The sequence below is a fragment of the Halodesulfurarchaeum sp. HSR-GB genome, from assembly GCF_031432215.1.
GTDB lineage: Archaea > Halobacteriota > Halobacteria > Halobacteriales > Halobacteriaceae > Halodesulfurarchaeum.
Window position 1 is genome coordinate 811617 of the sequence record NZ_JAVKGN010000001.1, and the last position, 15535, is coordinate 827151.

The following is a 15535-nucleotide window of genomic DNA, read 5'->3' on the forward strand; positions in this document are numbered from 1 at the left end:
GCCGGAATGGTAGAGCGACCAGTCACCAACGGAATTCGTGTACCTTCATTACGGGGTAGCGTGAGACTGTACACAGATGCCTGGAGCGCTGCTACCGGGCGCAGTTCGTGCTCTCTCCGATTCGGTGTTGCGGTTCGTCGAGGCGAACCCACCGGTGGCTGCCGGCCTCGCGGTCCTCACGCTCGTCGTTTTCGGTGTGTTCCTGTTTTTCTTCGTCCGGCATCGCCGAGCGGCGGGGCTCAAATTGAAACGGGTGCTCTCAGGCCGCGACCGGGTCGCCGTGCTCATGCACCCGAACCCCGACCCGGATGCGATGGCCGCCGCGATGGGTGTCGAACTTCTCGCCGCGGACGTGGGAGTCGAAACCGAGCTCCGGTACCCCGGGGAGATCCGCCACCAGGAGAACCGAGCCTTTCGCACCGTCCTCGAAATGCAGGTCGATCCGATCGAGGCGGCCGCCGACCTCCCCGAGGACGTGGTCCTCGTCGATCATAACACGGCCCGGGGGTTCGACGGCGCAAGCGACATCGACCCGATCGCCGTGATCGATCACCACCCTGGAGACGGCACCGGACGCCGATTCACGGACGTCCGCCCGGACTATGGGGCCGCCGCGACGATTCTCGTCGAATACCTCCAGGCGGCGGGGTTCGAGCCGGCGACCGAGGACGCCGAGAAGCCACTTCCCACCGAGGTGGCGACGGGGCTGCTCTACGGTGTCCTCTCGGACACTGACCACCTCACACGGGGGTGTTCGGAGGCCGAATTCGACGCGAGCGCGTTTCTCTATCCCGCGATCGACGAGGATATCCTCGACCGCGTCGCCCACCCCGAGGTCGACGCCGAGGTCCTCGACGTGAAGGCTCGGGCGATCGAGGACCGCGAGGTCCGGGGCCCGTTCGCGGTGAGCGACGTCGGCGAACTCTCGAACGTGGACGCCATTCCCCAGGCCGCAGACGAACTGCTTCATCTGGAGGGCGTGACCGCCGTCGTCGTCATGGGCCAGAAGAACGGCCGGTTGCACCTCTCTGGCCGCTCGCGGGACGACCGTGTCCACATGGGACGGGCCCTCCAGGAGGCCGTCGCGGACATTCCGATGGCGGGTGCCGGGGGTCACTCCCGGATGGGTGGGGGGCAACTCTCCATCGAGCACATGAACGGGCTCGGCCCCTCGGATGGAGTCTCTCCGGAGGAGTTCGGCGACCGACTCTTTGCAGTACTCGCCGGCGAGCAGTGACTCGGCGATAGTACATACCGACAAGTCAGCGGTGCTGTGGCCTGTTCAGGGGCCGATCGGCCCCATCCTTTATACGTCGAAGACGTGGACTATTCCCCGATGACCGATGGCGACGTGTACGCCGTGGCGAGTGGCAAGGGCGGGGTCGGCAAGACCACGACCGCGATCAACCTCGGGGCGGCGTTCGTCGAGGCCGGTCGGTCGGTCGTGGTGGTCGACGTCGACCTGGGGATGGCGAATCTGGCCGACCTGCTCGATGTCGCGGCCTCGGAGCCCACGCTCCACGACGTGCTGGCCGGCGAGGCCGAAATCGAGGCCACAATCACGGACGCGGGCGAGTTCGACGTCGTCCTCGGCAGCCGTGACCTCGCGGCCTTCGGCCGGGCCGACCCCGCCGGACTCGGCGAGGCGATCGCGGCGTTACGAAGCCAGTACGACGTGGTCGTGCTCGACGGAGGTGGGGGCCTGAGCCACGACGTGACCGTCCCGCTCGGGCTGGCCGACGGCGTCGTCCTGGTGAGCACCCCCACCGAGGCGGCGATCACGAACGCGGTCAAGACCCGCGATCTGGTCGACCGGCTGGGCGAGATCGAAGGGGTCCTCGTGACCCGCACTGGTGGGGCGGGCGAACAGTCCCCGGCAGAGGTCGCGGAGCGAATCGGCGCCCCACTGCTCGGTTCGGTGCCGGAGGACGGGGCCGTCCAGATGAGCGAGCGGGAGGGCACCCCGCTCGTGACGATCGACCGGGAGAGTCCCGCAGCCCAGGCCTACCGGGAGGTCGCTTACGGACTGCTCGACGAGCCGTTGCCACGCACCTGGGGCGAGTCGTCCCCGGACCAGCCAGCCGGTTCGGAGATCGACCAGCCGGGTAAGCCGGCCGAACACCCACAGAGCGGCATCGCCGCAACGATCGAGTCAGTCGAGGCGTCAAACGGCACTGCGTCGAACGGCGGCGCGATCACATCCCAATCGGAAACTCCGGACGACGAGGACGACGATCAATCTATTCTCTCGCGGTTGACTGGCGGCTTGCTGGGCTGATTACATCGACTCCGGGGCGGCAATTCCCAGCGCAGAGAGCGCGTTCGCGAGCGTGTTGCGGGCCGCGACGACCAGGGCCAACCGGGCCGCTGACCGGTCCGGGTCGACGCCCTCTCCCAGCACCGGACACTCCCGGTAGAAGACGTTGACCGCGTCCGCCAACTCGCGGGCATACGTCGCGATCGTGTGGGGCTCTAGATCCTGGGCGCTCTCCTCGATCCGGGCCGGGAATGCGGCGATCCGTTTCAGGAGGTCTCGCTCTGCCGCCGTCTGCAGCAACGAGGCGTTCGGGGTCGGCTCCACCGTGCCGGCCGCCTCGTCGACGATTCCGCAGGTCCGGGCGTGGGCGTACTGCACGTAGGGTGCACTCTGGCCCTCGAAGTCCAGGGCGTCGTCCCACTTGAACGTGATCGGCTTGCTGGGCTGTTTCGAGACGATGTCATACCGGACCGCGCCGATGCCGACCTGCTCGGCGATTCTCGCCACGTCCGATTCGGTCAACTCGTCGTCCCGGATGCGATCGCCCAGACGCGATTCGACGGCCTCCCGGGCTCGATCGACGGCCTCGTCGAGCAGATCGTCCAGGTCCACGCCCGTTCCGGCCCGCGTGCTCATCTTCCCCGTGGGGAGGTTCACGTAGGAGTAGATCACGTCGGTGAGCTGGGTGGGGTCGTTGCCCAGCACGTCCAGGGCGGCCTGGAGCTGTCTGGCCTGGAGTTTGTGATCCTCCCCGAGGACGGTCACCGCCCGATCGTAGTTTTCGAATTTCCACTCGTGGTGGGCCAGATCCCGGGTCGTGTACAGACTCGTCCCATCGGATCGCATGAAGACCAGGTCCTTCTCGAACCCGCGATCGGACAGATCCAGGTGCCAGGCCCCCTCGTCCTCGTAGGCCAGCCCGCTCTCCTGCAGGCGGGTGGCGACGGACTCGGTGCTCCCGTCCTTGATGAATCGGGTCTCCTTGACGAACTCCTCGAAGGTCGCGGGGAGGCGTTCGAGACAGCGCTGCATCCCGGCGAGGACCGTGTCGACGACCTCGCCCACCCGCTCGTAGGCCGTCTTCTCGCCACGTTCCAGCCCCTGCATGATCGCCTGGATCTCCGCCTCGGCGGCCTCGACCTCGTCCTCGGGGCCCTCCTCCAGGAACGTGTTCCCCCGGCGGTAGTATCGCACCATCTCGTATTCGGGGCTGTCACGCTCCGGTTCGGGCAACTCGGACTCCTCGAAGGTCTCGTAGGCCCAGGTGAAGACGGCGATCTGCCGACCGGCGTCGTTCACGTAGTAGTGGGTGTCGACGTCGTAGCCCGCCAGATCCATGATCCGGGCGATGGCGTCCCCGAGAATCGGATTTCGGGCCCGACCGACGTGGACCGGCCCCGTCGGGTTTGCGCTGGTGTGCTCGACCACGACTGACTCACCTTTCTCGGGCCGGTGCCCGTAGCTCGCCGACTGGGCCGCGTCCAGGGTCTCCTCGTAGTAGGCCTCGGCGGGGTGGAAGTTCACGTACGGGCCCTGGGTGTCGACCGACCCGACGTAGGTCAGATCCGTGGCATCGATGGCTGCGGCGATGTCCTCGGCGACGGCGGGGGGCGGCTGCTCGGCGATGCCGGCGAGTCGGAAGGCGACACTCGAAGCCAGAATCGCGGAGACGTCCTCGGGCGGGGTCTCGATGCCGAGGTCCTCGCCCGGCAGGTCGAGGGAATCGAGCGCGCCGGCGAGTGCGGACTCGACCTCCTCGCGGAAGTCAATCAACATACGCGTTGGGTGTCGGGCACGGCCTATAGGGGTTCTGCATGTCGGTCGGGGGCAGTACGTTTTTGCCCGCTCACGGCCAAACAGGCTCGATGACCCAGCAGGTATCCGGGCCGAACTACCACGCGGTCGACCATACGGCGGTCCAGACCTGTGGCTGGACGAAAAACGCCCTCCGCGGCGAGGGCACCTGCTACAAACACCGCTTTTACGGCATCCGTTCACACCGGTGTGTCCAGATGACCCCCATCGTCCGGTGTAACGAACGCTGTGTGTTCTGCTGGCGGGACCACGCCGGCCATACCTACGAACTGGACGGTGTCGACTGGCAGTCCCCCGAAGACGTCGTCGAGGCATCGATCGACCTCCAGCGGGAACTCCTCTCGGGCTTTGGTGGCAACGACGACGTGCCCGATGAACGGCTCGAAGAAGCGCTCGATCCCCAGCACGTCGCCATCAGCCTTGACGGCGAACCGACCCTCTACCCCCACCTTCCGGAACTCATCGAGGCCTATCACGACCGGGGGTTCACCACCTTCCTGGTGAGCAACGGGACCCGACCGACCGTGCTCGAAGCGGCCGAACCGACCCAGCTATACGTGAGCGTCGACGCCCCGAACCGGGAGACCTACGAGTCCGTCGTTCGGCCACGCGAGGAGGCCGCCTGGGACGCCCTCGACGAATCCCTGGACGTGCTCGCGGGCCACGACTCCCGAACGACGATTCGGACCACGCTGGTCGCCGGCGAGAACATGCATGATCCGGCGGCCTACGCCGACCTGTACCGCCGGGCGGCCCCGGATTTCATCGAGATCAAGGGGTACATGCACGTCGGCACCTCCAGGGACCGGCTCGACCGCTCGGCGATGCCCGACCACGAGGAGGTTGTGGACTTCGCCCGCTCGGTCCAGGACCACCTCCCGGCCTACGACGTGCTCCGCGAAGCCCCGCCCTCGAACGTGGCCATGCTTTCGACCGACCCCGAGACGGTCGTTCCGGCACTGGCCGAGTAGCGTTCCATTTTTGGAATTCATTCCAGTTCCGGTATTCTTATGCGCCCGAGGGCCCAATTCCGGGGTATGTCAGTCGACGCCGGCACGCTTGCCGTCGGCTTTGACGAGCTAGCCGTGCTGAAACGCCTGGCCCTCGATGGGGCCCATCGCGGGGAGGTGAAAGTCTCGTGTCGGTCCCTCGGGGAGGACCTCGAGGTTTCCACACAGACTGCCTCCCGGCGGCTTCAGGCCCTCGAGGACGCCGAGTGCATCAGCCGGGAGAAGGTCGGGGACGGCCAGTTCGTCGAACTCACCGAGACGGGGATCGGGCTGCTCAAACGCGAGTACGAGGACTACCGGGCTATCTTCGAGCAGAAGGGGAGCCTGAGCCTGGCGGGGACGATCACCACCGGGATGGGCGAGGGACGGCACTACGTCACGCTCCCGGGGTACAAGGTCCAGTTCGAGGAGAAACTGGGCTACGATCCCTACCCGGGCACGCTCAACGTCACTCTCTCGGCCGCGAGCAAGCGCGAGCGCTCCGGGATGGCCTCCCTGGAGGGCGTGGATATCACCGCCTGGGAGGACGAGGAACGGACCTACGGCGGGGCCACCTGCTATCCGGCGGTCATCGAGTCCACGGACGGGCACACCTTCGAGCGCGCCCACGTCATCGAGCCTGATCGGACCCACCACGACACGGCGGAGCTAGAGATCATCGCGCCCGAGCGGGTCCGGGACGAACTGGGGCTGTTAGACGGTGACGAGGTGAGTGTCTATGTCGAGTCAGCATAAGCCAACCTCGACCGGAACGGTCGCGGCCGCCGTCGAGGCGTTTGCCGCCGGCCAGCCGGTGTTGATCCACGACTTCGACGACCGCGAGGGCGAGGTCGACATGGTCTACCCGGCGGCGGACGTTGACCCGGAGGCGGTCTCGCGGCTACGCAACGACGCGGGTGGCCTGATCTGTGTCGCGCTTGGCCCGGAGGTGGCAGACGCCTTCGAGTTGCCGTTCCTGGCCGACGAGATCGATCATCCCGTCGCGGAGAGCGATCACCTGGGCTATGACGAGCGCTCCTCGTTCTCGCTCACGGTCAACCACCGGGACACCTACACCGGGATCACGGACGCGGATCGGGCCCTGACGATTAGTCGCCTGGGCGAGGCCGCGGCCGATCCGCAGTCAGTTGACTTCCCCAGAGAGTTCCGCGCACCGGGCCACGTCCATCTGCTCCGGGCCTCACGCTATGGCCTCTCCGACCGGAAGGGACACACCGAGATGGGCGTCGCGCTGGCGCACGAGGCCGGGCGCCCGCCGGCCGCGGTCGTCTGTGAGATGCTCGACGACGAGACTGGCGAGGCCCTCCAGACCGAGGACGCCCGGGCCTACGCCGAGAAGCACGGCATTCCCTACGTGGACGGCAAAGATTTGATCGCCGCCTTCACCTGATCACTCCCAGGGTTTGACGAGTACTTTGATCGCCTCGCGGTCGTCCATGGCTCGATAGCCCTCCGGCACACCGTCCAGATCGACGGTTTTCGTGAAGATCGGCGACGGGTCGAGGGTCCCGCCCACGATGTCGGCCATGAGTTCTTCGGCGTAGTCTCGAACCGGCGCAACCCCGCCCTGGAGGGTCAGATTGCCACGGAAGAGCCCGTGAACGTTCAGGCCCGCTTCTTCGACACCGTGGGGCACACCGACGTACCCGATCGTGCCCCCGTCACGAGCCACGTCGATGGCGGTGTCCATGGCCGATCCGGCCCCCACACACTCCATGACGTGGTTAGCCCCGCCGTAGGTTAGCTCCCTGGCTCGCTCGACGGCGGCGTCCCCGCGGGCGGTGATCGTCTCGGTCGCGCCGAAGTCCTCGGCGAGGGCCAGTCGATCCTCGTGGTGGCCCATGGCGATGATGCGCTCGGCACCCAGTCGCTGGGCGGCGAGCACCCCGCTCAACCCCACTGCGCCGTCGCCGATGACCACGACCGTATCGCCCGCGTCGACGCCGGCGCTCACCGCTGCGTGGTGGCCGGTGCCCAGCACGTCGGTCAGCGGGAGGAGCGAGCGCAGGGTGTCCTCGTCGTCGGCGTGGCGGTCTGGAACACGAACCAGATGCCCGTCGGCGAACGGTGTCTTGACGTACTCACCCTGTCCGCCGCCGTTTGCCTCGCCCCAGGACTCCTCCTGCTCACAGGAGGTGTACAGCCCCTTCCGACAGAACTCACACTCGCCACAGCTGATCGCGAAGGGGGCGATGACCCGGTCGCCAGGTTCGACCGACGTGACTGCCTCGCCCACCTCCTCGACGATGCCCATCGGTTCGTGGCCCACCCGCGAGCCGACCTCACGATCGCTCAGGCCGCGGTAGAACCAGAGGTCAGAACCGCAGATCGCGGTGTGGGTGACTCGGATGACGGCGTCGGTCGGGGACTCGACCTGGGGCCGTGGGACTTCTTCGATCTCGATCTCGCCCGGCCCACGGTAGACGGCAGCGCGCATGCCTTCCCATCACGGGGCGAGGAGAAAAGTGCGGGGGAAGGCTCTTTTCGGTGGGTCGATCACGACTGGACATGGACGCCCCAGTCGATCCTGAATCGGTCGCCGAATCGGTCCTGTTGACCCGCCCCGGCACACCCGGTGATACGATCCGGAAAGTCGCCAGACTCCGTGAGGCGGACTCGATCGTGCTCCTGGAGGGGACTGTTAGTCGGGCGAGGACCATCGGCGGCGAGGAGGTCCTCATCGAGGATTACGATCAGGCCGTCGAACTCTGCCAGACCGAAGACCTGGACTCGCTCGTGACGGGCCTCGAGGATCTGGCGGACCGCCTGTAGGGGCACTCTGGGGCGTTAAAAACCCCGGTAATATCCGGCCCAGGCGGTACCCGCTGATTTCGCCTATCGTTCTGTATGGGCACCGCCAGACAGCGACCAGTCACACGGTCGTATTACGCGCCAGTCGATTCGATCGGACAGGATACATCGCCCGCGAGCCAGCCTCCCGGTCGCGGTGAGCGTTGATCCATGCGCCGGCGGACTCTCGCGATCCTGGTACTCGTGGCCGTGGTGCTGGCCCCGACCTGGTTCGCCGCCATCCAGGCCCCCGGCGAGCACGCGGGCGCAGTCGGCATCGACACGAGCCAGACCGACATGCGGCCGCTCCAGCCGATCCTGGAGACGCCCGCGGCGTTCACGCCCGCGCAAGTGGGAGTCATCATCTTCCTCGTCCTCGGGGTGTTGATGGCGATACTCGCCGCCCTCCACCGGGCCATGCACGGCACGGGGGGCACGGCGGATCCCGAGGACCCCGCACCGTGGTTCCAGACGGAGCATCGATGGCTCGCCTCGTACGGGGCCGCCCCAGAGAGCGCCGATGGTCTCGCTGTCATTCTCGGCCTCATGCTTGGGACGGTGGCACTCTCCGGGTTGACGGTCATGGAGTTTGTGACCCTGGCCCGGACGCAATACGTCGGCCTGTACGTCGGTGGCATTTTCTTGACGCTCGCTGGCGCAACGGCCGCCTACTCGGCCTGGTTCCTGCCGGAAGTGACAGTCGCGGAGGAGCGATATCATGGGTGAAAAGAGAGACGATTCGACGGACGGATGGCAACGGCGCGAAGTCGCGAAAGCTGCACTCGGGGTCGGGGGCGTTTCGGCCGCGCTGGCCCTCGCGGCCCCTGCGACCGGACTGACTAAAGTACTCTCCCGGGCGTTCACCGGTGAGGTCTACACGGAGGGCACCTACCTCGTCGACGAGAACGGGGAGCGCATCAGGCCGACGGCGCTCGAATTCGGCGAGCAGATAACCGTCTTCCCGGAGACCCACCCGGGGGTAGAGGACGCCCCGACACTCCTGGTGCGCTACGAGGAATCGGCCTACGGGTCCCCGACGGAACTCGCGTTCACCGTGAACGGCTATGCCGCCTACTCGAAGGTCTGTACCCACGCCGGGTGTATGGTCTCGGAGACGGAGGACGATGGCACCTTCGTCTGTCCCTGTCACTTCGCGAAGTTCGACCCGACGAAGGGAGCGGAAGTGACCGGTGGTCCCGCGCCACGGGCGCTGCCACAGCTCCCGATCACGCTGTCGAGTGACGGGTTCCTGATGGCGACAGAGAACTTCGAGGGACCGATCGGTCCCGGGGGTGAGTGAGCGTGGGCGCACTGTCCTGGCTCAGCGATCGGTTGCACCTCGATGAGAACCAGGGACTGCTGGGCAAGGCCTTCCCCGCCGAGGACTCGTTCCTGCTGGGCGAGGTGGCGCTTTTCTCCTTCGTCATCATCGTCCTGAGCGGGATCTTTCTGGGGGCCTTCTACGAGCCCAGCACGGTCGACGTGGCCTACAACGGCGTCGTCGACCAGTTCCAGGGCGAGGAGCTGCCGGCCGCCTTCGTGAGCGTGTTGCACATCACCTACGGGGTGCCATTCGGGATGTTCATTCGGCGGCTCCATCACTGGGCGGCCCACCTCTTCGTCGCCTCGATCGCCCTGCACATGTTCCGGGTGTACTTCAACGGGGCCTACCGCAACCCGCGGGAGATCAACTGGGTAATCGGTTCGCTGCTCGCGGTGCTCGCGATGGCTGCGAGTTACACCGGATACGCCCTGCCATTCGACGAGTTCGCCTCGACGGCCACGGGAATCGGGTATAATATCGCCGCCTCGGTCCCGATCTTCGGGGACTTTTTGGCCCAACTGGTCTTCGCCGGGGAGTTCCCCTCGGCTGGTGCGATCCCCCGACTCTACTTCCTCCATGTCCTGCTCATTCCGGCGCTCATCGTGGGGTTGCTGGTGGTCCACATGCTCGTACTCGTCAAACAGAAACACACCGAGGGCGAGCGCAGCAGTTCCGAGGCCGCCGCTGCGGACGTCGATCAGGACGACGAGTCGGTCGTGCTCGGGCTACCGGCCTACCCGAACCAGGCCGCGGTTGGGGCCGTGGTCTTCTTCCTCACTGCCGGGGTGCTCTCCCTGCTCGCGGGCTTTCTGCCCGTGCACAACATCGTCGCGTACGGGCCCAACGACCCGGCGAGTACGCCCGGGCTGGTGATGCCGGACTGGTTCCTGATGTGGCTGTACGGCTTCCTCAAGGTACTGCCCGGCTGGATGGCCTTCAGCGTCGCCGGCGTCGAGTTTTCGGCGGAGTTCCTGGGGGCGCTCGTGCTCCCGACACTCGTGATCGGTGTCGTCGTGCTCTGGCCGTTCATCGAGTCGGACCCGGGGCCGAAACACTTCACCGCCGACCCGCTTGCCGCCCCCAAGCGGACCGCGATCGGAATCGCGGGGATCGCCCTGGTCCTCGTGGCCTCGCTGGCAGGCATGAACAACCTGTTCGGCGGCGCGCTGGGCATCTCGACGGACGTGTTGAATCCCATCCTCGCCGTGGCGATCCTGGTCGTCCCGATCGCGGCGGGCGTGGTGACATATGTGATCGTGGATACGGGGACCGGAGGGAACGGATGAGTACCGTCTCAACCCGCCAGTATCGGTGGCTCGATCGCCTCACGAAACTCGGGGGTGTCGCCCTGTTGGCCGGGGCCCTCGAGACGGGAATCGCCACGGCACCCGGGTTGGCGCTGGCACTCGCCGGCGTCCTGCTTGGGGGCTGTACCGCCATCTGTACGGAGGCTACTTCATGAAAGACGAACACACCGACGACAGCACGACCGGACGACGCGACTTCCTGAAAGGTATCGGCGCGGCCGCCGCCATCGGGGCGACCGGCGTCGGCACGGCACAATCACTCTCGGAGCTAGACGGGTTACAGGTCGCCGAGGACCCGATCGGTAACTACCCCTATCGCGAGTGGGAGGACCTCTATCGCGATGAATGGGACTGGGACTCGATCGGTCGTAGCACCCACAGCATCAACTGCACCGGCAGTTGCTCCTGGGACGTCTACGTGAAGGACGGCCAGGTCTTCCGCGAGGAACAGGCCGGGGACTATCCGCGGATCAGCCAGGACGTCCCGGACTCCAACCCCCGGGGCTGTAACAAGGGGGCCTGTTACAAGAACTACGTCCACGGGGCCCAGCGGGTCAAATACCCGCTGAAGCGGACCGGCGAGCGCGGCGAGGGCAAGTGGAAGCGGATCGACTGGGATACCGCCATCGACGAGATTTCCGAGAAGGTACTCGAGGAGGTCACGACCGGGCACTACGACGGTATCAGCGGGTTCACACCGATCCCGGCGATGTCCCCGGTCTCGTTTGCTAGTGGCAGCCGACTGCTCAACCTCCTCGGTGGGGTCAGTCACTCCTTCTATGACTGGTATGCCGACCTGCCGCCGGGCGAACCAATCACCTGGGGCCACCAGACCGACAACGCCGAGAGCGCTGACTGGTACCACTCGGATTACATCATCGCCTGGGGCTCGAACATCGACATCACCCGCATCCCCGACGCGAAGTACTACCTGGAGGCCCGCTACGACGGCGCGAAGACCGTGGGAATCTTCACGGACTACTCCCAGACGGCGATCCACTCCGACGAGTGGCTCTCCCCGGATGCGGGCACTGACGCCGCGCTGGCCCTGGGGATGGCCCGGACCATCGTCGAAGAGGGACTCTACGACGCCGAGCACCTCAAAGAGCAGTCAGACATGCCCCTGCTGGTCCGGGAGGACACCGGGAAGTTCCTCCGGGCTGCGGAGGTCGACGGCGTCTCGGGCAATGAGAAGGTCATGGTCATGGTCGACGAAACCGGGTCGCTCCGGAAGGCCCCCGCGTCGCTGGGGGACCGGGCGGGGAAGTACGACGCCGACGCGTCGATCGAACTCGACTTCGATCCACAACTCTCGGTGGACCGGACAGTCAGTACGACCGACGGGACTGTCGAGGTCCGGTCCGTGTGGGAACGACTCCGGGAAAAACTCGCGGAGTATACGCCTGGGGAGGTTTACGAGACGACCGGCGTTGGCGAGGAGACGGTCCAGCGAGTCGCCAGAGAGTTCGCCGAGGCCGACCGCGGGAAGATCATCCACGGGAAGGGGGTCAACGACTGGTATCACAACGACCTGGGCAACCGGGCGATTCAGCTTCTGACCACCCTGACCGGGCACATCGGTCGTCGCGGGACCGGTTTCGACCACTACGTCGGCCAGGAGAAGATCTGGACGTTCAACGGCTGGAAGAACCTCTCGTTCCCGACCGGGAACGTTCGGGGGATGCCCACGACGCTGTGGACTTACTACCACGCCGATATCACCGAGGAACAGCCGGAGTTGGCCGAACGCATCGAGGAGTCGGTTTCGAAGGACTGGATGCCGCTGTATCCCGAAGAGCGGTCCGATGGGACCCGCCCCGACCCAAGCATCTTCTTCGTCTGGCGGGCGAATTACTACAACCAGGCCAAAGGCGGCATGGCGGTCCGGGAGAACCTCTGGCCGAAACTCGATCTGGTCGTGGACATCAACTACCGGATGGACACGACGGCGATGTTCTCGGATTACGTCTTGCCCTCTTCCTCGAACTACGAGAAGGACGACCTCTCGATGACGGACATGCACACGTACGTGCATCCGTTCACCAAGGCGATCGAACCACTCGGGGAGTCCAAATCCGACTGGGAGATCTTTCGCCTGCTCGCCGAGCGCATCCAACAGAAGGCCCGGGAACGCGATCTGGGCCCCATCGATGACCGCTCGTTCGACCGGCAGATCGACCTCCAGTCGGTTCACGAGGACTACGTTCGGGACTGGTTTACCGGCGAGGAGGGGGCCCTGGAGACTGCCCGGGACGGTGCGGAATTCGTCTTGGAGAACTCCACGGAGTCCAATCCGGACGACGGTGGGGAGATTACCTTCGAGGACACGGTCGAGCAGCCCCAGCGCTTCGAGGCGGCTGGTGACCACTGGACCTCGCCCCTCGAGGAGGATAAGACCTACACGCCCTGGATGGACTTCGTCCAGGACAAGGAGCCCTGGCCGACCTTCACGGGTCGCCAGCAGTACTACATCGACCACGACTGGTTCCTTGAACTCGGCGAGGAACTCCCGACTCACAAGGGTGCAGTCGACGAGCAGGACCCGGAGAAATACCCGCTTCGGTTCAACACTCACCACCCCCGGTGGGGCATCCACTCGACCTGGCGGGACGACAAGTACATGCTTCGGCTCAACCGGGGCGAACCGGTGCTCTACATCCACCCGGACGACGCCGAGCGACGGGGGATCGAGGACGGCGACCGGATCACGGCCCGGAACGAGGCCGACGAGATCTCGGCGATCGCGAAGATCTACCCCAGCGCGCAGGAGGGGACGGTCAAGATGACCCACGGCTGGGAGGACTACCAGTTCGCCGAGGGTGGGAACTTCAACACGGTGGTCACGATGATGCTCAAACCAACCCAACTCGTGCAGTACCCGGCCGATTCGGGCGAACACCTCCATTTCTTCCCCAACTTCTGGGGCCCGACCGGGGTGAACAGCGACGCGCGTGTCGAGGTCGAGAAACAGGGGGGTGACGGGCAATGACTGCCCAGGACCTCAGCGTCGACCTCGCGGATGGAATCAACCACCAGGTCGCGATGGTGATGGACCTCAACAAGTGCATCGGCTGTCAGACCTGCACGATCGGCTGCAAGACGACCTGGACGGAGGGTGACGGCCAGGAGTACATGTACTGGAACAACGTGGAGACCAAACCCGGTCGGGGCTATCCCAGAGACTGGGAGCAGCAGGGCGGCGGCTGGGAGTCCCCAGAACGTTCCGCCGTCGAGGACGGGGAGATGCCCAGCAAATCCGATTACGGGGAGGCCTGGGAGTTCAACTACGAGGAGGCCCTTCACTCCCCGAGCACAGAACAACTCGCCCCGAAAGGTGGTGCGCCCGACTGGGGCCCGAACTGGGACGAGGACCAGGGCTCGGGCAAGCACCCCAACTCGCAGTACTTCTACATGCCGCGGATCTGCAATCACTGTACGCACCCGACCTGCGTGGAGGCCTGCCCTCGCCAGGCGATCTACAAGCGTGCCGAGGACGGGATCGTCCTGGTGGACCAGGAGCGGTGTCGGGGTTACCGGTACTGCGTGGAGGGCTGTCCCTACAAGAAGGTCTACTACAACGCCGCGAAGAAGGCCTCCGAGAAGTGCATCTTCTGCTACCCCCGCCTGGAGGGTGAGGGTCCCGACGGGGAGGTGCACGGCCCGGTGTGTGCCGAGGAGTGCCCGACCCAGCTCCGGCTGGTCGGCTACCTCGACGACCGACAGGGCCCGATCTACAAGCTGGTCGAACAGTACGAGGTTGCGATCCCGCTCCATCCGGAGTATCAGACCTCGCCGAACGTCTTCTACATCCCACCCTTCGACGCCCCGCCACAGATTGACGAGGAAGGTGAGACGACGGACATCGACCGCATCCCGACCGAATACCTGGAGGATCTCTTCGGCGACCAGGTCCACGACGCCCTGGAGACACTCAAGCGGGAACGGGCCAAGGTGAACCGTGGCGGGAGCAGCGAGGTGATGGAGATTCTGACGAGCAACAATCCGGCGCAGAAATACCGTCTGGAGGTGTTCGACGAATGACGACTGGAATTCGTCGAGCTCGCCAGGGCGGTTACCTGGAGATTGTTCGACGAATGACGACTGGAATTCGTCGAGCTCGCCAGGGCGGTTACCTGGAGATTGTTCGACGAATGACGACTGGAATTCGTCGAGCTCGCCAGGGCGGTTACCTGGAGGTGTTCGACGAATGACGGCCGCTCGACAGTCGACTCTGGTGGTCGCAATCGCGACGCTGGTCGTCGCCTCGGCGCTCTTCGTTCCGGCCATCGCAGCCGGCGTGCCGGCCAATCAGGTCCCGGTCAGCTCACAACCCGATGCCGGTGACTCGCTGTCCCAGCCGACCGGCGACGCGTGGGCTGACGTGGAGTCGGCCCAGGTCCCCCTGACAAGTGCGCCGTCCGGCCTGCCGGACGCATCGATCGTCCAGACCGACTCGGTGACGGTCCAATCGGCCCACACCGACGACCGGATCTACGTCCGGCTCCAGTGGGACGACCAGACGGAAAACGCCTCCGAGGCGGCGCTTGATGCCTACGCCGACGGGGCCGCCGTCCAGTTACCGGCCAACGTCTCGACCACCCCGAGTGTCGAACTCGGGAGCCAGGACCAGCCGGTCAACCTCTGGTACTGGACGGCGGCTGACGGCGCCGAAGAGGCCCTGGCCGGCGGCTACAACCCCGGCAGCATCACGGCGCTGGAGGAGACGACCGTCCAGACCCACGCGACACACGACGGGGACACCTGGACGGTGGTGTTCGAGCGCTCGCTCGAAACTGACGCCCCCGCACGGGCCGACTTCGACCTGGAAACCGACGTCGACATCGCCTTTGCCGTCTGGGACGGCGCGAACGACGAGCGCTCCGGGCACCACGCCTACAGCGAGTGGTACACCCTCCCGCTCGGGCCCGGGGATACCGGCCCCGCTGCACAGTACCTGCTCTGGGCTGTCGCGGGTATCGGCATCGTGATCGCGCTGCTTATCGCCGCCCGGGCACGGGGCGGGGACTGATCA

At 65.9% G+C, this 15535-nt stretch carries 15 protein-coding genes; 13 read left to right on the plus strand and 2 right to left on the minus strand.

What is annotated here, in order from left to right; genetic code table 11:
• Positions 1 to 76: 76 nt before the first annotated feature.
• Positions 77 to 1237, plus strand: a complete 1161-nt coding sequence (locus RH831_RS04405; protein ID WP_310553049.1) for a DHH family phosphoesterase — start codon at positions 77 to 79, stop codon at positions 1235 to 1237.
• A 99-nt stretch (positions 1238 to 1336) separates the two neighbouring features.
• Complete coding sequence (locus tag RH831_RS04410; protein WP_310553051.1) at positions 1337 to 2278, plus strand: MinD/ParA family protein; 942 nt, start codon at positions 1337 to 1339, stop codon at positions 2276 to 2278.
• On the opposite strand, the gene argS is transcribed toward RH831_RS04410, so the two are convergent.
• Complete coding sequence (argS, locus tag RH831_RS04415) at positions 2279 to 4033, minus strand: arginine--tRNA ligase (RefSeq protein ID WP_310553052.1); 1755 nt, start codon at positions 4031 to 4033, stop codon at positions 2279 to 2281. It abuts the gene before it with no gap.
• Positions 4034 to 4122: 89 nt separating this feature from the next.
• Here argS and twy1 point away from each other — a divergent pair, with 89 nt between their 5' ends.
• From twy1 to ribB, 3 genes are all read left to right on the plus strand, one after another.
• Positions 4123 to 5043: a 4-demethylwyosine synthase TYW1 gene (gene twy1, locus RH831_RS04420; RefSeq protein WP_310553053.1), complete on the plus strand. Its 921-nt coding sequence runs from the start codon at positions 4123 to 4125 to the stop codon at positions 5041 to 5043.
• A gap of 66 nt (positions 5044 to 5109) precedes the next feature.
• Positions 5110 to 5817 carry a DUF120 domain-containing protein gene (locus RH831_RS04425; RefSeq protein WP_310553054.1) on the plus strand — a complete coding sequence of 236 codons (708 nt, stop codon included), beginning with the start codon at positions 5110 to 5112 and terminating at the stop codon, positions 5815 to 5817.
• Complete coding sequence (gene ribB, locus RH831_RS04430) at positions 5801 to 6472, plus strand: 3,4-dihydroxy-2-butanone-4-phosphate synthase (RefSeq protein WP_310553055.1); 672 nt, start codon at positions 5801 to 5803, stop codon at positions 6470 to 6472. Before RH831_RS04425 ends, ribB begins: the two co-directional genes overlap by 17 nt.
• Here ribB and RH831_RS04435 read toward each other — a convergent pair whose 3' ends face one another.
• Entirely contained in the window at positions 6473 to 7519 is a 1047-nt protein-coding gene (locus RH831_RS04435; protein ID WP_310553056.1) for a zinc-dependent alcohol dehydrogenase family protein, read from the minus strand.
• Positions 7520 to 7590: 71 nt separating this feature from the next.
• Here RH831_RS04435 and RH831_RS04440 point away from each other — a divergent pair, with 71 nt between their 5' ends.
• From RH831_RS04440 to RH831_RS04475, 8 genes are all read left to right on the plus strand, one after another.
• Positions 7591 to 7854 carry a hypothetical protein gene (locus tag RH831_RS04440; RefSeq protein ID WP_310553057.1) on the plus strand — a complete coding sequence of 88 codons (264 nt, stop codon included), beginning with the start codon at positions 7591 to 7593 and terminating at the stop codon, positions 7852 to 7854.
• A 189-nt stretch (positions 7855 to 8043) separates the two neighbouring features.
• Complete coding sequence (locus tag RH831_RS04445) at positions 8044 to 8598, plus strand: hypothetical protein (RefSeq protein ID WP_310553058.1); 555 nt, start codon at positions 8044 to 8046, stop codon at positions 8596 to 8598.
• Complete coding sequence (locus RH831_RS04450) at positions 8591 to 9172, plus strand: Rieske (2Fe-2S) protein (RefSeq protein ID WP_310553059.1); 582 nt, start codon at positions 8591 to 8593, stop codon at positions 9170 to 9172. Before RH831_RS04445 ends, RH831_RS04450 begins: the two co-directional genes overlap by 8 nt.
• A complete protein-coding gene (locus RH831_RS04455) occupies positions 9169 to 10482 on the plus strand; it encodes a cytochrome b N-terminal domain-containing protein (RefSeq protein ID WP_310553060.1) in 1314 nt (437 codons plus the stop codon). Before RH831_RS04450 ends, RH831_RS04455 begins: the two co-directional genes overlap by 4 nt.
• Positions 10479 to 10658, plus strand: coding sequence for a hypothetical protein (locus RH831_RS04460; protein WP_310553061.1), 180 nt, complete (start codon positions 10479 to 10481; stop codon positions 10656 to 10658). The genes RH831_RS04455 and RH831_RS04460 overlap by 4 nt, the downstream gene beginning before the upstream one ends.
• On the plus strand, positions 10655 to 13492 hold the full coding sequence (locus RH831_RS04465) for a molybdopterin-dependent oxidoreductase (RefSeq protein ID WP_310553062.1): 2838 nt from the start codon (positions 10655 to 10657) through the stop codon (positions 13490 to 13492). Before RH831_RS04460 ends, RH831_RS04465 begins: the two co-directional genes overlap by 4 nt.
• Positions 13489 to 14544, plus strand: a complete 1056-nt coding sequence (locus tag RH831_RS04470; protein ID WP_310553063.1) for a 4Fe-4S dicluster domain-containing protein — start codon at positions 13489 to 13491, stop codon at positions 14542 to 14544. Before RH831_RS04465 ends, RH831_RS04470 begins: the two co-directional genes overlap by 4 nt.
• A 166-nt stretch (positions 14545 to 14710) precedes the next feature.
• Positions 14711 to 15532: an ethylbenzene dehydrogenase-related protein gene (locus tag RH831_RS04475; protein ID WP_310553064.1), complete on the plus strand. Its 822-nt coding sequence runs from the start codon at positions 14711 to 14713 to the stop codon at positions 15530 to 15532.
• Positions 15533 to 15535 lie beyond the last annotated feature (3 nt).

Bases quoted from the DNA above. Each gene is read 5' to 3' on its own strand.
- RH831_RS04445 (WP_310553058.1), top strand. From the start codon at position 8,044: ATGCGCCGGCGGACTCTCGCGATCCTGGTACTCGTGGCCGTGGTGCTG.
- RH831_RS04410 (WP_310553051.1), top strand. From the start codon at position 1,337: ATGACCGATGGCGACGTGTACGCCGTGGCGAGTGGCAAGGGCGGGGTC.
- RH831_RS04425 (WP_310553054.1), top strand. From the start codon at position 5,110: ATGTCAGTCGACGCCGGCACGCTTGCCGTCGGCTTTGACGAGCTAGCC.
- RH831_RS04435 (WP_310553056.1), bottom strand. From the start codon at position 7,519: ATGCGCGCTGCCGTCTACCGTGGGCCGGGCGAGATCGAGATCGAAGAA.
- RH831_RS04460 (WP_310553061.1), top strand. From the start codon at position 10,479: ATGAGTACCGTCTCAACCCGCCAGTATCGGTGGCTCGATCGCCTCACG.
- RH831_RS04450 (WP_310553059.1), top strand. From the start codon at position 8,591: ATGGGTGAAAAGAGAGACGATTCGACGGACGGATGGCAACGGCGCGAA.
- RH831_RS04475 (WP_310553064.1), top strand. From the start codon at position 14,711: ATGACGGCCGCTCGACAGTCGACTCTGGTGGTCGCAATCGCGACGCTG.
- RH831_RS04440 (WP_310553057.1), top strand. From the start codon at position 7,591: ATGGACGCCCCAGTCGATCCTGAATCGGTCGCCGAATCGGTCCTGTTG.
- RH831_RS04470 (WP_310553063.1), top strand. From the start codon at position 13,489: ATGACTGCCCAGGACCTCAGCGTCGACCTCGCGGATGGAATCAACCAC.
- twy1 (WP_310553053.1), top strand. From the start codon at position 4,123: ATGACCCAGCAGGTATCCGGGCCGAACTACCACGCGGTCGACCATACG.
- argS (WP_310553052.1), bottom strand. From the start codon at position 4,033: ATGTTGATTGACTTCCGCGAGGAGGTCGAGTCCGCACTCGCCGGCGCG.
- RH831_RS04465 (WP_310553062.1), top strand. From the start codon at position 10,655: ATGAAAGACGAACACACCGACGACAGCACGACCGGACGACGCGACTTC.
- RH831_RS04405 (WP_310553049.1), top strand. From the start codon at position 77: ATGCCTGGAGCGCTGCTACCGGGCGCAGTTCGTGCTCTCTCCGATTCG.
- ribB (WP_310553055.1), top strand. From the start codon at position 5,801: ATGTCGAGTCAGCATAAGCCAACCTCGACCGGAACGGTCGCGGCCGCC.